This is a genomic window from Burkholderia sp. AU31652, assembly GCF_002223155.1.
Classification (GTDB): domain Bacteria; phylum Pseudomonadota; class Gammaproteobacteria; order Burkholderiales; family Burkholderiaceae; genus Burkholderia.
Genome location: NZ_NKFG01000007.1, coordinates 657,544 through 675,294 on the forward strand (window position 1 = coordinate 657,544; position 17,751 = coordinate 675,294).

Genomic DNA, 17,751 nt, shown 5'->3' on the forward strand with positions numbered 1-17,751 from the left:
TCGTTCTCCCGGATGGCGTCGTCTCGACGGGCGCGCAGGGTGGCCCCTGCGCGTCGTGCCCGTTTGGGTTTATCGCGCGCCGGCCTCGCGCATGCGCATCGCCGCTGCCGACCCGCCGGCCGTCATCTGCGTGTAGTCCGCGTTCGGCCCGGACGGCGGCGTCAGGTTGTCGGCAGCCGCCCATTGCGTCGGCGTCGCGGACAGCGCGTAGCTCATCGTGCCGCCATTGGCGATCTTGCCCAGCGGCAGCCACGACCCCGCGTAGTCCGCGCCATTGACCTTCAGCGACTGGACATACGCAAACGACGGGCGCCCCGCGCTGTCCATCGTGACCTGCTTGTCGCTTTCGAGCCGCAGCGTCTTGCCGTTGCCGAACCACACCGTGATCCCGCTGAACTGCGGCGTGGACAGCGCGAGCCCCGCCTCCGACGGAATGACCGGGAACATGCCGAGCGCCGCCCACACGTACCAGCTCGACGTCGCGCCCATGTCGTCGTTGCCCGGCAGCCCGTCGCGGGCGGTCGTGAACGCCTTCGACATGATGATCGGGAGAACGTACTGTGCGCCGCTCGGCTGCCCGGCCCAGTTGTACCCCCACGGCGACTGGAACGACGGTTCGTTGCCGATGTACAGGGTGTTCGACGATTCGCCGCCGTTCAGGCTGCCGGAGGACGGCACGGTCGAGAACGGCGTCGTGATCGCGAACAGGTTGTTCAGCCGCGTGACGGCTGCCTGCTTGCCGCCGATCGCATCGATCAGCGCGCTCCAGTCCTGCGCGAAGGTCCAGAAGTAGTTCGGCTCCGTCGATTCGTGGAACGCGCCCTGCACCAGCGTGCCCAGCGTGCCGGGCGCCGAGCCGGCCGGCGGCGCGTTGCGCGCGGCGATCACCTTGTTCGTGTAGTCGAAGATGTTGCGCCACCACCCGGCCCGCGTGTACAGCGTGCCGATGGTGTCCGGCGTCACGCCGACCGACGGCGCGTTCAGCACGCTGGCGGGCAGCGCCTGCAGGAACGCGGCCGCGGAGCGGTCGCTCAGCACGCGCTCGATGGTCGCCGACGACGAGTGACCGTCATCGCTCTGCGACAGATAGTGGGCCGTCAGGAAATTGGCCAGGCCCGCTGCGCTCGTGCGATCGTTGCAGGCGCTGGACGGATCGAACACCGACTGCTTCGTCAGGCGGGCGGCCGACACCAGGTCGAAATCGGTCGCACCGAACTTGTACGCGCCGGCAATCACGTTCAGCGCGTTGTCGCCCGCCATCGGCGTCGAGTCGTCGCTGCCGTCGACCCAGTGCGAGAACGCGCCGCACTGCAACCCGTCGACGACGAGCGACTGCATCATGTCGCTCGATTCCTTCGGTGCGAGCAGCGCCAGCAGCTGCGCCTGCGACCGGTACGTGTCCCACAGCGAGAAACCCGTGTAGTGGTTGCCCGCGCCGCCCTGCGATCCGTCGGCGCGCCGGAATGCGTAATCACTGACCTTGGCCGTCTCGCGCGGCGGAATGGTGCCGGTCTGGTCGACCGACTTCGGATAGCTGCCATCCGCGTTCCTGGGCTGGCGCATGCTGCGGAATTCGCCGTTCGTGTCGCTGTAGAGCGTCGGCGTGCCGAACACGCGATAGAGCGCGGTGTAGAACTTCGTCAGGTTCGCCTTCTGCGTCGCATTCAGCGATGCGGGCGTCGCGGCCTGGTCGATCTGGATCGTGTTGAGCCGGTCGTTCCACAGGCCGGACGCGTTCTTGCGTGCGTCGTCGAACGCGAGCGTCTCGCCCTCGGCCTTCAGGTTCGCCTGCGCATTCCGGACGCTGACGGACGACACCCCGACTTTCACGGTGACGGTCCGGTCCGCGTCGGTCAGGTCGAACTGCAGCGTCGCCGCGCCGTTGCTGGCGGTATTCACCGCCGAGGTGCCCGCCTGCTTGCGCAGCGGCTTGTCGAAGCTCGCGTAGAAATATACGGGCGCATTCCATACGGTGCCGTACGGCGTGCAGAACGCCGGCGCCACGGCCTGCCCGCTTATCGACTTGCCGTCGCTCGCGAGCGCCAGCGCGACGTTGTTCGCGGTGACCTTCGTGCTGCCCGAATCGCTGTTGCCGTTCAGCTTCGCGTCGATCGAGAAGAAGCCCTTGTCCTTGTTCGTGTACGTGAAGCGCGCGATGCCGGCACGCGCGGTCGCGCTCAGCTCCGTCACGATGCCGTTCGCGAGACGCACCTTGTAGTACCCGGGCTCGGCCGTTTCATCGCCGTAGCGGTACCCGACGCCGATCGGCCGGCCGCCCGATGCCACGGGCGTCGCCGCGTCGGTCGGTAGCATCGCGACCGTGCCCTGCCCCGGGCACCCGACACCGCTCAGGTGCGTCACGCTGAAGAAGTCGATCGTACCGCCCGACCCGCCTGTCGACAGGTAGCCGCCCGAGCCGTTGAAGTTGTAGCGCGGCGTGTTCGGCCCGAAATTCACCATCCCGAACGGCACCATCGCGCCCGGGCTCACGTTGCCCGCGTAGCCGGAATCCGCATTGACCTGCGTGCCGATCAACGGATTGACGAACTGCGTCAACGCCATGTCGGTGCGCTTCGGCGGGGCCGGCTGATCCGGCTGGGAAGGTTGCGACGGCCCCGCCGTCGGCGGGACGGTCGACGGCGTGTCGCCTGCGCCGTTGCTGGCCGTCTGGACACTGTTCACGTCGTCGCCGCCACACGCGGCCAATGCCGCGCAAGCCAGTGCGGCGACGAGCAAGAGTCGTGGATTTTTCATTGTTTCGTTTAGTACCGTTAATTAAAACGATTGATCCGGCGCCGACGATCATCCGGCACTCCGCCCGGCTTGCGCCCCTGCGCGGCACATCGATGCCGCGCGGCGTGGCGTCGGCTGCCCCCCAAACGACGTCACGCTGACTTTCAGATGCGAACACCCGGCGACGATCGTTGCCGCCGCAACCGTCGCCTCCACCGCCCTGCCTCCTGGAGCGTCACAGGCTTCCCAGGGGCTTACAGTGCCGCAACGACTGTTTATTCACTACAAGAAGTTTCCCGAATTTTCAGTTTGTTTAACTAAACAATCCGGCGTTAAGTGGCTTTGGGTACAAAGTTCCGCCATTGTTGCGTTGCAACGGCGGCGCACAGGAGGTGTGCTTTGACGGGCGCCCGGCGAATCCGGGCGCCGCATGAACTGACGGAACGGAACGAACGAATGCCGCGCGCGTCAGCGCGGCAAAGTCCTCAACGAAGAAGGCCCGCCCGTCAGCGCGATCCGCTTGCCCGTATCGTGCAGCTTGCCGCCTTCGACCGAATAGAGCGCCAGTTGCCGTTCGACGTTGAACTGCACGATCACGTGCCGGCTGTCGGCGGTGAACACGATGCCTTGCGCGGCTTCGCCGCCGGGCAACTCGCTCACCTTCACGGCCTGCCCGTTGCGGATCTCGAACAGCAGCACCTTGCCGATCTTGTGGCGGCCCGGGTTGTCGGCCGTCAGGTTCGAGCCGTCCATCGCCTGCACGGCGATCCACTTGCCGTTCGGCGAGATCGCGACGCCTTCCGGCAACGACGGCACCGTCAGGTACTGGACCGTGCGGAACGGCGTGCGCGACACGTCGATCAGCGCGACGGTATCGGCGTCGCCCGCCAGCGTGCCCGTATAGCCCGGCAGCCCCGCGAGCCCGACGTTGCTGACGACGGCCCAGCGGTTGTCGCTCGACACGTCGATCGTGTAAGGCGCGACGCCGGTGCTCAGGCGCGACCCGCTGTCGGTCACCTTGCCGTCGTCGACGTTCAGCACCGCGATGCCCTGCTCGTCGCGCAGCGACACGAGCGCATGCTTGCCGTCATGGGTGAAGCTGATCCCCGCCAGCCGCTTCTTGCCGATCTTCAGGTTGCCGTCGAGCGTCACGTTCGTGCCGTCGATACGCAGGATCGACACGCTGCCGTCGACGTTCGCGACGAGCGCGAGCTTGCCCGAGCGGTCGATCGCGATGCCTTGCGGATGCGTGCCGAGCTCGATGCGCGTGATCGACGGCGGCGCGGCGTCGAGATTCACGACCTGCAGGAACGTGTCGAACACGAGCTGCTTCGCGGCCGTGTCGTAGCGCGTCGGCGCGCCGACGAGCGCGAGCTTCGCGTCCGGCGTGATCGCGACGGCCTGCGGCGGCCCCTGGATGCCGTTCTCGACGTCGACCTGCAGCGCGACCTTCGGCGGGAACGTGCTGGCGTCGAGCAGCGTCAGCGTGTCGGCGGGCGGCGAAGCCAGATAGGTGTCGCGGCCCTCGACGCGCTGGTACTTGCCGTCGTTGCCGGACACGATCCAGTCGGCGGCGTGGGCGGCAACGGCCGTCGTGGAGAGGGTCAGCGCGGCGAGCAGGCGCGCACTGCGCGGGCGAAAAGGATTCGAATGCATGTCGGTCGATTCTCCGGATCGGTTGCGGACACAATGGATGGCATCGACCCTGCTGCTCGACGGGTCGGTGCCATCGCATGATGCCCGAAAGCCGGCAAATCCGGCGTTTTGCGCCCGGTCGGTTTCCGTCACGCCGTCCCGCGCGCGCCGGACGACGACCATTCGCCCACCACGTCGAGCGGATACACGGGCCGCGCCAGCCGCTCGTATTGGAACAGCCCGTAGTCCGACCCCGTCACGCCGCGGCTGTCGCATTCGACCAGCGCGGCTGCGATCGGCACGAACACCGGCCGGCAATACATCCGCGACTTCAGCAGCAGGAAGCGCGCGCGGCGTGGATCGACGCCGACGCTCTCGAACACACCGAGATCCCACGGCTCCTGGGTCCGCTCGGTGATGACCAGCGTGGCCGCGCCGATGTCGAGCACGGCCGTGCGGCCCATGTACGCACGCTGGCCCGTGTAAGTGGGCCCCGTGATCACGTATTCGCCGTCGGTGAGCGCACGCACGACGCCGGTCGCGCGGAACGGCTCGCGCCGCACGCCGCCGTGCGACGGCAGGCGGTTGCCGACCGATACCGTGACGGTCGCGCCGACACCCGCGTCGATCAGCGCTGCGACGGCCTGCGGGTCGCACAGCGGCCCGCTGACGATGCCGTCGAGCCCGTGCGCAAGCGCGGCCTCGAGCAGGTCCATCGTGTCGCACGGGCCGCCCGACATGCAGTTGTCGCCGTGATCGAGCATCAGCACCGGGCGATCCGCGCCGTGCGCGAGCGTCGCGGCCTGCGCAACCGATTCAGCGAGCGGCGCGCTGCGATAGACGAAATCGTCGCGCGCGTCCCAGATCTGCCGCGCGATGCGCTCGGCCACCGCGTCGGCGGCGGCCCGGTCGCCATCGGCCACCACGACCACGCTGATGCACGGCGCGGGAATGTCCGCGAGCGAGAAGCCGGGCAGCACCGAGACCGCGAGCATCCCGTCGGCCTCGGCGGCGCGCGCGGCCTCCACCGCGCGCCGCATTGCGCCTTCCGCGCTCGCACTGCGCAGCGTCGATGCCATCAGCGGCGGCTGCCGCCACGCGAGCACGGGCCGCGCGCGGCCGTGCAACCGGTCGAGCAGCACGCGCGCCGCATGCTCGCCCGTCTCGTACATATCGACGTGCGGGTAAGTCTTGAAGCTGACGATCACGTCCGCGTGATCGATCATCTTCTGCGTGACGTTCGCATGCAGGTCGAGCGCGACCGCGATCGGCGCGTTGGGCAGCGCCGCGCGCACACGCTCGAGCAGGTCGCCCTCGCCGTCCGCGCTCTGCTCGGCGACCATCGCGCCGTGCAGGTCGAGCATCACCGCGTCGCAGCCGGGCGCGGCCGCGACGATCGCGTCGCAGATCGCCGCATACGCGTCGGCCGCGACCGGCCCGCTCGGGTTCGCGGCCGCCGATACGGGCGTCACGATGTCGGCGCCTTCACGTTCGGCCGCGTCGAGGAACGCGGCCATCGCGGTACGCATCCCGCGATTCGCGCGATAGGCGTCATCGCCCCAGTCCGGGCCGTTGCGGCCGAACGCGGCAAGCGGCGTCGGCACCGGCGAGAACGTGTTGGTCTCGTGGTTCATCCGTGCGATCAGGATTTTCATCGTGCGCGGCCCTCCGCGATCCCGGCAGCGCCGAGCATCGCGTGCAGCAACACGTTGCAGCCGGCCTCCAGATGCGCGGGATCGGCCTCCTCGATCTCGTTGTGGCTGATCCCGTCCTTGCACGGCACGAAGATCATCGCGGTCGGCGCCACGCGCGCGAGATACACGGCGTCGTGGCCCGCCCCGCTGATCACGTTCATCGACGACAGCCCGAGCGCGCGCGCGCCCGCACGCACCTGCTCGACCAGCGTCGCGTCGAACGGCTGCGGCGGGAAGTACACGACCTGCTCGACGTCGATTGGCATGCCGGCCGCTGCGCCCAGGTCGGCGCACGCCGCACGCAGCTCGGCATCCATCGTCGCAAGCGTCGCATCGTCGGCTGCGCGCAGGTCGACGGTCAGCGTCACCCGGCCCGGAATCACGTTGCGCGAATTCGGGTGCACGTCGACCCAGCCGACCGTGCCGCGCCCATGCGGCGGATGCGCGCACGCGATGTCGTTCACCTTGCGCACCAGATCGGACGCGACGAGCAGCGCGTCACGCCGCAGCGCCATCGGCGTCGGGCCCGCGTGCGCCTCCATGCCGTGCACGGTCACGTCGTACCAGCGCTGCCCGAGCGCGCCCTCGACCACGCCGATCGTCGTGTCGTGCGCCTCCAGCACCGGGCCCTGCTCGATATGCGCTTCGAAATACGCGCCGACCGGATGCGCGCCGCGCCCGTCGTTCGCATCGCCCGCATAACCGATCGCGGCCAGCGCGTCGCGCACCGACACGCCGTCGCGGTCGCATTGAGAGAGCGCATGGTCGAGCGTGAACGCGCCCGCGAACACGCCGGAACCCATCATCACGGGCACGAAGCGCGACCCTTCCTCGTTGGTCCACACCGCGACCTCGAGCGGCGCCCGCGTGCGCACGCCCGCATCGTCAAGCGTGCGCAGCACTTCGAGGCCCGCGAGCACGCCGTAGTTGCCGTCGAACTTGCCGCCGGTCGGCTGCGTGTCGATATGGCTGCCCGTCGTCACGGGCGGCAGGTCGTCGCGTTCGCCCGCGCGCCGCGCGAAGATGTTGCCGATCGCGTCGACGCGCACCGTGCAGCCGATTTCCTTCGCCCACGCGGCGAACAGGTCGCGCGCCTCGCGATCGAGTTCGGTGAGCGCGAGGCGGCACACGCCCCCTTTGTCGGTCGCGCCGATCCGCGCAAGACGCATCAGGCTGTCCCACAGCCGCGCGCCGTCGACGCGCAAGCCGGACGCCGCGACGCCCGGTGTCGAATCCTGAACTTGCATCGATGGAATTCCTCGCAATGAAAGGACGCGGCGCTTACGCGACACCGACGCCCAGGTAACGGTCCTTCACCTCGTGATCGGCCGCGAACGCCGCGTTGCTGCCTTCGTAGACGATCACGCCCTGTTCGATCACGAAGTGGCGGTCGGCGAGCTGCGTGCACACTTCGAGGTTCTGTTCGACGAGCAGGATCGCCACGCCGGCCGCCTTGATCCGCTTCAGCTGCTCGACGATCTCCTCGACGATCACCGGCGCGAGCCCTTCCACCGGCTCGTCGAGCATCAGCAGCCGCGGGTGGTTCATCAGCGCGCGGCCGATCGCGAGCATCTGCTGCTCGCCACCCGACAACTGCGCGCCGCCGTTGCGGCGGCGCTCCTTCAGGCGCGGGAAGATCCGGTAGATGTCGTCGAGCTGCCACGGTGAATCGCGGCGCGCACCGAGCCGCAGGTTCTCCTCGACCGACAGCAGGCGGAAAATCCCGCGATGCTCCGGCACGAAGCACAGGCCGCGCGCGGCGATCCGGTGCGCGGGCTGCCCGGACACCGGCCGGCCCGCGAACGTCACCGTGCCGCCGGTCGGCGCGACGACGCCCGCGATCGTCTTGAGCGTCGTCGACTTGCCCGCGCCGTTGCGGCCGAGCAGCGTCACCGTCTCGCCTTCGTCCACGTTCAGCGAAATGCCCTGCAGGATGTGGCTCTTGCCGTAGCAGGCATGAACGTCCTTCACGTCGAGCATCATGCGCGGCCTCCCGTGATCATGTTGCCGAGATACGCGCTGCGCACGCGCTCATCGCCGCGAATCGCGTCCGGCTTGCCTTCGACCAGCACGCGGCCCTGCTGCATCACCGTAATCGTGTCCGAGATGTCCATCACGATGCCCATGTTGTGTTCGATCAGCACGACCGTGTAGTCGTCTCGCAGGCCGCGGATCAGTGCCTTCATGTCGTCGAGATCGTCGATCCCCATGCCCGACGTCGGCTCGTCGAGAAAGATCGCGCGCGGTCGCGCCGCCAACGCCATCCCGACCTCGAGCCGGCGCTGCTGGCCGTGCGACAGCACGCCCGCCGCCGTATCGGCGAAGCGCTGCAGGCCGAGCCGCTCGAGCACGTCGTCGACGATGCCGTCGTGCGCGAGCGCACCGCGCGGCGCCGCCCACGGATTCAGCGCGCGCCGCGCTTCGACGCCCTGCGCGGCGACGCGCAGGTTCTCGCGCACGCTCAGGTTCGGAAACAGGCTCGTCACCTGGAACGAGCGCGCGATGCCGCGCCGCACGCGCTTGTGATCGGGTTCGCGCGACACGTCGTGACCGTCGAACAGGATCGAGCCCGACGTGATCGGCAGCGTGCCCGTCAACGTATGGAACAGTGTCGTCTTGCCGGCGCCATTCGGCCCGATCACCGAATGCACGGTGCGCGGCATGATCCGCAGGTCGACGCCGCCCAGCGCCGTGAATTTGCCGTAGCGCTTGACGATGCCGCGCGCCTCGAGAATCGCTTCGCTCATTGCTGCTCCCCGGTCGTCGTCGCCGTCCGTGCACCGCGCCGCAGCGACGCCGCGACGCGTTCACCCAGTCCCCACAACCCGCGCTGCATGAACAGGCTGACCGCGATCAGCACGAGGCCGAGCAGCAGCAGCCAGCGCGGCCACAGCGTCGACAGCCAGTCCGCGAACAGCACATAGAACGCCGCGCCGAGCACCGATGCGAACAGGTTGCCCGTGCCGCCGATCACCGTCATCACGAGGATCATCTCGCTCGTGTGATAGTCGATGTTCGACAGCGGCGCGATGCCCGTCATCAACGCGTGCAGCGCACCGGCGAAACCCGTGACCGCACCCGACAGCACGAACGCCGCGAGCTTGAAGCGCTTCACGTCGTAGCCGGCCGCCGCCGCGCGCGCCTCGTTGTCGCGGATCGCGAGCAGCGTACGGCCGAACACGGAGCGCGACACGCGCAACAACAGCCAGAACACCGCGACGAACAGCACCGCGACGAAGCCGTAGTAGCGCCACGGTGAATCGAGCGAGACGAGCGGATGCCCGAACAGGGACAGCGCGGGGCGCGGGATGTCGAGCAGCCCGTTGTCGCCGCCCGTGAGGTCCGGCGTCGTATAGGCGAGAAAGTAGAACAGCTGCCCGAACGCGAGCGTCAGCATCACGAAATAAGTGCCGCGCTGCCGGATCGAGAACCAGCCGACGAGCGCGGCCGCGACGGCACCGAGCACGGTGGCGGCCACCAGCGCGGCAGTCACCGATGCGACGCCGTGCGTCAGCACCAGCCCCGCCGCGTAGCTGCCGAGCCCGAAGAAGATGCCCTGCCCGAACGACAGCAGCCCCGTGTAGCCGAGCAGCAGGTTGCAGCCGAGCGCGGCGAGCGCGAACACCAGCACCTCGGTCGCGAGCGAGCCCGAGCTCAGCGCAACCGGCAGCGCGCACACGACGGCCACCGCGAGCCAGCCTTCCGGCCGCTGCCATGCGCCGCGCCACGGCCGCGGGCGTGACGAGGCCGCCGTCCCGGGCGGCAGCGGTTTCGACGATTCGATCATGCGGCCCTCCCCAGCAACCCGTTCGGACGCAACAGCAGCACGGCCGCCATCGCGACATAGATCATCAGCCGCGCCCCTTCCGGCCACAGCGTGCTCATCAGGCTCTGCACGATGCCGACCAGCAGCCCGCCGACCAGCGCCCCGAGAAAATTCCCCATCCCGCCGACGACGACCACGACGAACGCGACACCGAGCGCCTCGATACCCATGAACGGGTCGACGCCGCGGATCGGTGCAGCGAGCACGCCCGCGAGCGCGGCCGTCGCCGCGCCGAGCGCGAACACGAGGCTGAACACGCGCGTCACGTTGATGCCGAGCAGCGACACCATCTCCGTCGATTCGCTGCCCGCGCGCACCGTGCTGCCGAGCCGCGTGCCTTCGAGCACCCACCACAGGAGCGCGGCGAGCACGGCCGTGAACGCGATCACGAACAGCCGGTATTTCGGGTAGACGAAGCCGCCCCAGATCACGACGCCGTTCAGCACGTCGGGCGGCGGCACGTTGTCGCCGAGCGGGCCCCACGCGAGGATCGCGCACTCCTGCAGCACGAGCGCGAGCCCGACCGTCGCGAGTATGTGGAATTCGTGCTGCTGCGCGTACACATGACGCAGCACGAGCTTTTCGACGCTCCACGCGAACGCGCCGACGACGAGCGGCACGACCGCGAGCGCGACCCAGAAATTCGCCGACCATTGCAGCGCCTGGTAGCAGAGATACGCACCGAGCAGGTAGAACGCACCGTGAGCGAAGTTCACGAAGCGCAGCAGGCCGAACACGATCGACAGGCCGACGGCGAGCAGGAAATACAGCATGCCCACGCCGATGCCGTTGACGATCTGCAGCAGATAGACGTTCATGGCTTCCGTGTCAGAAAGGAAGGTAACGGACGTCCGCGGCGCGCGACGGCCGCGGACGCATGCACTGCGTCACGCGAGCTTGCAGCTCGTCTTGTCGACCGGCAGGAACGACTGGCCCGAACTGACGATGTCGGCGTAGTCGTCCGCGTTCTTCATCCGGCTCTTCGGCTTGCCCTTCAGCAGGTAGTAGTTCTTCAGCACCTGGTGGTCGCCCTTGCGGATTTCCTCCGGGCCCGTGAGGCCGTCGTACTTCATGCCCTCCATCGCCGCGACCACCTTCTTCGGATCGGCGCTGCCGGCCTTCACCATCGCGTCGACCAGGATCTTCGAGCAGATGTAGGAACCCGCGAGGCTGTAGTTCGGGTTCGCCTTGAACGTGGCGTTCGCGCGCTTCACGAGGTCGCGGTTCAGCGGCGAATCGATGCCGTGCCAGTACTGCGCGCCGAAATACACGCCGTCGCAGATGTCGGGCCCGAGCGCCTCGAACTGCTCGAGGCCCGATGCCCACGCGAGCAGGATCGTGCAGTTGCGCTTCATCCCGAAGCTGACGGCCTGGCGCAGCGTGTCCGACGACTGCGAGCCGAAGTTCAGGATCAGCAGCACGTCCGGCTGCGCAGCCGCCGCATTCGTCAGGTAGCCGCTGAACTCCTTCTCGGCGAGCGAGTGGTAGCTGTTGCCGACATGCTCGATGCCCTTTTCCTTGAAGATCGCCTTCGCGGCCGACAGCAGGCCGTCGCCGAACACGTATTGCGGCGTGATCGTGTACCAGCGCTTCGCCTTCGGCAGCATCTGGGTCAACGGGCGCACCGTCTGCTCGATCGCGCCGAAGGTCGGCACCGACCAGCGGAACGTCGCGGCATTGCAATCCTTGCCGGTGATCTCGTCCGCGCCGGCCGTCGTGATGAACACGCCGCCCGCCTTCTGGACTTCCTTGCCCATCGCCAGCGACTCGGACGACAGGATGCCGCCCGCGAAGAAACGCACGCCCTTCTGCTGCGCGATCTCCTGCACGCGCCGCACGGCGGTCGCGGGCTTGCCCTCGGTGTCGAGCGCCGTGTAGGCGAGCGGCGCGCCAAGCACCTTGCCGTATTGCTGGACGATGAGCTGCATGCCGAGATCGGCGTACTTGCCGTTGGCCGCGAACGGCCCCGACATCGGCACCGGGCATGCGAGCTGGATGGACGAACCCTGCGCGAACGCGGCGCGGGACGACATGCTGCCGAGCGCACCCGGCACGGCCGACAGCGCGGCCAGTTTCAACAGTTCTCGGCGATTCAAGTTGACGCTCCTGATAAAGGGGGACACACGCGATGCGACCGACTGCCAAACCGTGCCCACGCCCTGCAGGATGCGCGCCGCCGGTTGATCCTATTTATCATGATAAATAGAATGAACCTGATGCTAGAGTTGATCAAAATTGGTGTCAATCAGGCAAAATTCCGTACCCGCGCCGGAACGGATCGTCGACGATGACGCGGCGCGCAGTCAGACAAAGGAGTCGTGAAGATGGTCATGGACCGAGCCAGGGCGGGCCTCGCGGTCGAAATCAAGCAGCCGAAGCGGGCCGACCTCGTCGCCGAGGAGATCAAGCGGCTGATCACCGAGAAGGACCTGAAGCCGGGCGATCGCCTGCCGCGCGAAGCCGAGCTGCAGCAGCTCTATGCGGTGAGCAAGAGCACGATCCGCGAGGCGCTGAAGTCGCTCGAGGTGCAAGGGCTGATCAAGGTCACCACGGGGCCGTCCGGCGGCGGGATGGTCGTCGAGGTGCCGCTCGACCGCACGTTGCAGCTGCTGCAGAACTACCTGTTCTTCAAGGACGTGACGATCGACGACATCTACACCGTGCGCAAGCTGCTCGAACCCGAGCTGGCGGCCGGTGCCGTGCCGCATCTGGGCGAGCGCGACTTCGCGGCGCTGGAGGCGAACATCGCGTGCTGCGACGGCGCGTCGGGCGTGCACGACCGCGGGCACATGCTGCGCCAGCGCCAGGAGGACACGACGTTCCACGACATCCTCGCGGCCGCGAACCCGAACCCGTTCCTGCGCTTCAGCTGCGAGCTGATCAACGAGATGATCCGGCAACTGATCGAGTTCCGGAACGATACGCCGCTCGTGGAGCACAAGCGCTTCGGCGAAGCGAACGTGTCGATCCACAAGGCGATCCTGCAGGCCGCGCGCGAGCGCGACGCCGAGCGCGTCCGGGCGCTGATGGTCGAGCACATGACCGAGGCGCCCAAGCATGTGAAGCGGATGAAGGGCAAGCTGCGCGGGCGGTTGATCCTCGATTCCGAGATCCGCCGGCGGGCCGCCGCGCCCGTTGCGGGATCCGATGCGGGCGCAACGGATCCCGACGAGGACTGACTGCCGGCGAGCGCGGCGTCGGCGCGACGCCGCGTGCTCCGCAGCGCACGGGAAGTATCAGCCACGCGGTCACTGCCGACGCCGTGCGTGGCCGTGGCGGCCGGCCGCCGCGAGCGGCGCAGGCAATCGCGCACGCGCGCCGCGATTCACCCGGGCGGGCGCCGCATCGTGCGGACGCTCACGCGTACCCCGTCGTGCCCTTCGTCTCCAGATACTCGACGAGGCCGAACTCCGCATACTCGCGGCCGTTGCCCGAGCGCTTGTAGCCGCCGAACGGCGCGGCCGGATTCCATGCCGGGTAGTTGATGTGGACGTTGCCGACCCGCAACCGCGCCGCCACCCTGCGCGCACGCTCGATATCCTTCGACTGCACGTAGGCCGCGAGCCCGTAGACCGAATCGTTTGCGAGCGCGACGGCTTCTTCTTCGGTCCGGTAGGTCATGATCGACAGCACCGGCCCGAAGATTTCCTCGGTCGCAATCGTCATGTCGGGCGTGACGTTCGAGAATACCGTCGGCCGCACATAGAACCCTTCACCGAGCCCGTCAGGCCGCCCCGGCCCGCCGGCGACGAGCGTCGCGCCTTCTTCGATCCCGAGCCGGATGAAGTGCTGGATGCGGTCGAACTGCGTGCGGCTGACCACCGGCCCGATACCGGTTTCCGTCGAACGCGGATCGCCGACGACCGTGCGCTCCGCCTCCCGCCGCGCGGCCTGCTCGGCCAGCGCCAGATGATCGGCATGCACGAGCATGCGCGTCGGCGCATTGCACGACTGGCCGCTGTTGCTGAAGCAGCTGCGCACGCCACGCGTGACCGCGTCCTCGATATCGGCGTCGGGCAGGATCAGGTTCGGGCTCTTGCTGCCGAGTTCCTGGTGCACGCGCTTCACGGTATCGGCGGCCGCCTTCGCGACCTCGACACCGGCGCGCGTCGAGCCCGTGAACGACACCATGTCGACATCCGGATGCCGCGACAGCGCGTCGCCCACTTCGTGCCCGTAGCCGTGCACGAGGTTGAACACGCCGGGCGGCACGCCGGCTTCGTGCAGGATCTCCGCGAACAGGATCGCGCTGAACGGCGCGATCTCGCTCGGCTTGAGCACCATCGTGCAACCGGCCGCGAGCGCCGGCGCGACCTTGCATACGATCTGGTTGATCGGCCAGTTCCACGGCGTGATCAGCGCGCATACGCCGATCGGCTCGTGCGACACCAGCAGCGAATCGGTCTGCGTGCTGAAGCGAAACGACTGCAACGCGCGGATCGTCTGTTCGAGGTGCGCGGTGCCGACGGCCGCCTGCATCGCGCGCGCGAATGCGATCGGCGCGCCCATCTCCTGGCTGATCGTCCGCGCGACCTCCTCGTAGCGGCGCTGGTAAATGTCGAGCACGCGCCGCAGCAGCGCGACGCGCTCGTCCACCGGCCAGCGCGAATACGTGTCGAAAGCCTGCTTCGCCGCGCCGACCGCGCGATCGACGTCGGCCGCATCGCCGATCCTGAGCTGCGCATACGGCCGCGCCGTGCTCGGATCGATCACGTCGATCGATCGTGCGTCAGCCGGATCGAGCCACTGGCCGTCGATGTAGGACTGTTGTGTCGTTCTCATCGAATGCTCCTGAAATGAAGGACGCCGCGCTCAGCGCGTCGCCCGTGCATAGGTGTCGACGAGGATGTCGCGGATCTTCGCGACGAACCACACGATCTCGTCGCGCGACATCACGAGCGGCGGCGAGAACTGCACGATCGGCGTGCCTTCGTGATCGACGCCCGCGCGGCACAGCAGCCCTGCGTCGAAGATCGCGGGCGCGAGCAGCGTCGACACGAACGCCTGCGCGCTGATGCCGGCCGCCCAGCAGCGCGCGGCCTTGTCGGTCACGAGTTCGAGCGAATAGTGATAGCCGTCGCCGCGCACGTCGCCGACGCACGGCAGTTCGAGCAGGCCGTCGAGCGTCTGGCGGAACACCGCTTCGTTGCTGCGGACGTTCTCGAGCACGCCTTCGCGCGCCATGATCGCGAGGTTCGCGAGCGCGGCCGTGCACGCGACCGGGTGGCCGCCGTAGGTCGCGCCGTGCAGGAACATCTGCTGCGGGCCGTCGAGCACCGTGTCGACCACCGCGTCGCTCGCGATCACGCCGCCGAGCGGCACGTAGCCCGACGCGATGCCTTTCGCGAACGTGATGATGTCCGGCTTCAGCCCGTAGCGCGCGGAGCCGAAATATTCGCCGAGCCGGCCGAACCCGCAGATCACTTCGTCGGCGACGAGCAGCACGCCGTGCCGGTCGCAGATGTCGCGCAACCCGGCCGCATAGCCGGCCGGCGGCGTCAGGCTGCCGCCCGCGTTCTGCAGCGGCTCGACGACGATCGCGGCGACGGTATCCGGCCCTTCCTGCACGATCAGCGATTCGATCTCGTCGAGCAGGTGGCGCGTGAACTGCGCTTCCGTCTCGCCCGCCGGGCGGCCGTAGCGCTTCGTGTTGCCCACGTGCCGCACGCCCGACATCAGCGGCTCGAAATGCTTGCGGAAGTTCGTCATCCCGTTCAGCGCGAGCGCGCCGAACGACGTGCCGTGATACGCGACGCGCCGCGCGATGAACTTGCGCCGCTGCGGCTCGCCGCGCGACTGGTGATACTGGCGCACCAGCTTGATCGCCGATTCGTTCGACTCCGAGCCGCTCGACGTGAAGAACACGCGGTTCAGCCCGTCGGGCGCGAGCGCCGCGAGCTTGTGCGCGAGCTTGATCGCCGGCTCGTGGCCGACACCCCAGTTGGTCGCGAAGGGCAGCCGCACCATCTGCTCGCGGATTGCGTCGCCGATTTCCGCGCCGTGGCTGTAGCCGACCTGCACGCAGTACAGCCCGGCCAGCCCGTCGAAGTAGCGCTTGCCGTTGCGGTCGACGAGCCAGCAGCCCTCGCCGCGATCGAACACGGTGAGCGCGTGGTCGCGATACGCATCGGCGTGCGTGAAATGCATCAGCAGGTGGCGTTTGCCGATGGCCTGCAGGTCCGCATCGAGATTGACGTCAACAGCGTTCATGGATGATTCCTCCTTCAGGGTTTCAGAGCCGGCGGCCGGCAGTCGGCCACCGGTCATTCAATTCATCGACAGCGTCGGCGCCGGGCGCGTGAAGCCGCGCGTGAGCCACACGAGCTGGCAGAGTCCGAGCACGAGCCAGCCGGTGCCGACGTAGAACGTCTGGCGCGACAGGCCCGACCAGAGCCACACGTTCATCGCGAAGCCGATCGCCGGCATCACGCCGAACGTGATCCAGCCCGCGAAGCGGCGATGCTCGGGCCGGCACAGATAGCTGCGCATCACGCACAGGTTCACCACCGCGAACGCGACGAGCGCACCGAAGCTGATCATCGTCGACGCGAGATCGAGCGTGATGAACAGCGCGGACAGCGACACGATGCCGACCGCGAGCGTCGCGCGCACCGGCGTGCGCAACCGCGCATGCAGGTGGCCGAAGACGCGTTCGGGCAGCACGCGGTCGCGGCCCATCGCGAACAGCACGCGCGTCACGCTCGCCTGGCCCGCCATCGCGCTCGCGAAACAGCCGGCCACGTACACCGCGACGAAGAACGCCGACAGCGTGCCGCCGCCGATGCGCCGCATCAGGTCGAGGCTGGCCGAATCGAGATCCTTGAATGCGTGCCAGTCGGGAAACACCACTTGCCCGACGTACGCGACCAGCATGAACAGCACGCCGCTCGCCAGCGTGCAGAGCAGGATCGCGCGCGGCACCGTGCGCTTCGGCTCGCGCGTTTCCTCCGACAGCGTGGTGACCGCGTCGAAGCCGAGGAACGACAGGCACAGGATCGCGGAGCCGGCGAAGATCGCCCGCGCATCGCCCGACGACGGCAGCGCGACGGCCATCGACAGCCCTTCGCCCGACGCGACCCGCGCGGAAGCGATGAAGAAGATCGCGATGAACACGAGCTGGCTCGCGATCAGGATCAGGTTCACGCGATTGACGAGCCGGATGCCGACGATGTTCAGCCCGGTGATCAGCACGATGCTGCCGACGATCCACACGCCGGCCGGCACACCCGGGAAAATCTGCTTCATGTAGATGCCGATCGCGAGGTAGCTGATCATCGGGATGAACAGGTAGTCCATCAGCAACGCCCAGCCGACCATGAAGCCGGCCGACGTGCCGAAGTTGCGGCTCGCGAACGTATAGGCCGACCCGGCGCTCGGCATCAGCCGCGCCATGTGGCCGTAGCTGCGCGCGGTGAACAGCATCGCCACCAGCGTGACCGCATACGCGGCGGTCAGGTGCCCGTTCGTCTCGCTCGTGACGATCCCGTAAGTCGTGAACACCGTCATCGGCAGCATGTACGCGAGGCCGAAGATCACCAGCGTCGCGAGCCCGAGCAGGTGCGGCTTGCGGTGTTGGTCCGCGTCGCCTCGCATCGCGTGCGCGCCGACGTCATGCATCGCGGCGGCTGACGCGTATCGACCTGGGCTGTCGTTGTCCATGCTGTCCTCACGTGGGTGGCGTTCACGGCTTCAACACTCGTTCGCCCGGCACGGCCGGCGGCGCACGACTGGGAGAAAGTGTGGTGCGCCAAAAAATCCGCCACGAATGAGAAAAGCGGACGTAATCAGGGGATATTTCCGGACACACCGCCGTGCGTCGCGCCGGCGAGCCATGCATGCTGCTGTGCGGCACTGGCGTTTTGC

The 17,751-nt window shown here is 68.1% G+C and carries 13 protein-coding genes; 1 reads left to right on the forward strand and 12 read right to left on the reverse strand.

Translation table 11 applies throughout. From position 1 onward, the window contains the following. Window positions 1–69: 69 nt before the first annotated feature. The 9 genes from CFB40_RS34690 to CFB40_RS34730 all read right to left on the reverse strand — a co-directional run bounded on the left by CFB40_RS34690 (window position 70) and on the right by CFB40_RS34730 (window position 11,984). On the reverse strand, window positions 70–2,754 hold the full coding sequence (locus tag CFB40_RS34690; protein WP_089433878.1) for a glycoside hydrolase domain-containing protein: 2,685 nt from the start codon (window positions 2,752–2,754) through the stop codon (window positions 70–72). Window positions 2,755–3,201: 447 nt separating this feature from the next. Continuing rightward, window positions 3,202–4,389: a beta-propeller fold lactonase family protein gene (locus CFB40_RS34695; RefSeq protein WP_089434039.1), complete on the reverse strand. Its 1,188-nt coding sequence runs from the start codon at window positions 4,387–4,389 to the stop codon at window positions 3,202–3,204. Between the two features lie 128 nt (window positions 4,390–4,517). Beyond that, window positions 4,518–6,023, reverse strand: a complete 1,506-nt coding sequence (locus tag CFB40_RS34700; RefSeq protein ID WP_089433879.1) for a M81 family metallopeptidase — start codon at window positions 6,021–6,023, stop codon at window positions 4,518–4,520. After that, window positions 6,020–7,309 (reverse strand): Zn-dependent hydrolase, encoded by a 1,290-nt coding sequence (locus tag CFB40_RS34705; RefSeq protein WP_089433880.1) that lies wholly within the window; start codon window positions 7,307–7,309, stop codon window positions 6,020–6,022. Before CFB40_RS34705 ends, CFB40_RS34700 begins: the two co-directional genes overlap by 4 nt. A gap of 34 nt (window positions 7,310–7,343) precedes the next feature. Continuing rightward, on the reverse strand, window positions 7,344–8,045 hold the full coding sequence (locus CFB40_RS34710; protein ID WP_089429920.1) for an ABC transporter ATP-binding protein: 702 nt from the start codon (window positions 8,043–8,045) through the stop codon (window positions 7,344–7,346). Beyond that, window positions 8,042–8,809: an ABC transporter ATP-binding protein gene (locus CFB40_RS34715; RefSeq protein ID WP_089429921.1), complete on the reverse strand. Its 768-nt coding sequence runs from the start codon at window positions 8,807–8,809 to the stop codon at window positions 8,042–8,044. Before CFB40_RS34715 ends, CFB40_RS34710 begins: the two co-directional genes overlap by 4 nt. Next, the gene (locus CFB40_RS34720; RefSeq protein ID WP_089429922.1) at window positions 8,806–9,849 is read right to left on the reverse strand and encodes a branched-chain amino acid ABC transporter permease; all 1,044 of its coding nucleotides are present in this window, start codon (window positions 9,847–9,849) and stop codon (window positions 8,806–8,808) included. Before CFB40_RS34720 ends, CFB40_RS34715 begins: the two co-directional genes overlap by 4 nt. Continuing rightward, a complete protein-coding gene (locus CFB40_RS34725; protein ID WP_089433881.1) occupies window positions 9,846–10,706 on the reverse strand; it encodes a branched-chain amino acid ABC transporter permease in 861 nt (286 codons plus the stop codon). The genes CFB40_RS34720 and CFB40_RS34725 overlap by 4 nt, the downstream gene beginning before the upstream one ends. A gap of 69 nt (window positions 10,707–10,775) precedes the next feature. Further along, on the reverse strand, window positions 10,776–11,984 hold the full coding sequence (locus CFB40_RS34730; protein ID WP_089433882.1) for an ABC transporter substrate-binding protein: 1,209 nt from the start codon (window positions 11,982–11,984) through the stop codon (window positions 10,776–10,778). 228 nt (window positions 11,985–12,212) lie between these two features. On the opposite strand from CFB40_RS34730, the gene CFB40_RS34735 reads away from it, so the two are divergent. Then, complete coding sequence (locus CFB40_RS34735) at window positions 12,213–13,067, forward strand: FadR/GntR family transcriptional regulator (RefSeq protein WP_089430150.1); 855 nt, start codon at window positions 12,213–12,215, stop codon at window positions 13,065–13,067. A gap of 178 nt (window positions 13,068–13,245) precedes the next feature. On the opposite strand, the gene CFB40_RS34740 is transcribed toward CFB40_RS34735, so the two are convergent. The 3 genes from CFB40_RS34740 to CFB40_RS34750 are packed head-to-tail and all read right to left on the reverse strand — an operon-like array spanning window position 13,246 to window position 17,547. Then, a complete protein-coding gene (locus CFB40_RS34740; RefSeq protein WP_089433883.1) occupies window positions 13,246–14,670 on the reverse strand; it encodes an aldehyde dehydrogenase family protein in 1,425 nt (474 codons plus the stop codon). Between the two features lie 30 nt (window positions 14,671–14,700). Next, entirely contained in the window at window positions 14,701–16,098 is a 1,398-nt protein-coding gene (locus tag CFB40_RS34745) for an aspartate aminotransferase family protein (RefSeq protein ID WP_089433884.1), read from the reverse strand. A gap of 57 nt (window positions 16,099–16,155) precedes the next feature. Further along, the gene (locus CFB40_RS34750; protein WP_089433885.1) at window positions 16,156–17,547 is read right to left on the reverse strand and encodes an APC family permease; all 1,392 of its coding nucleotides are present in this window, start codon (window positions 17,545–17,547) and stop codon (window positions 16,156–16,158) included. Between the last annotated feature and the right edge of the window lie 204 nt (window positions 17,548–17,751).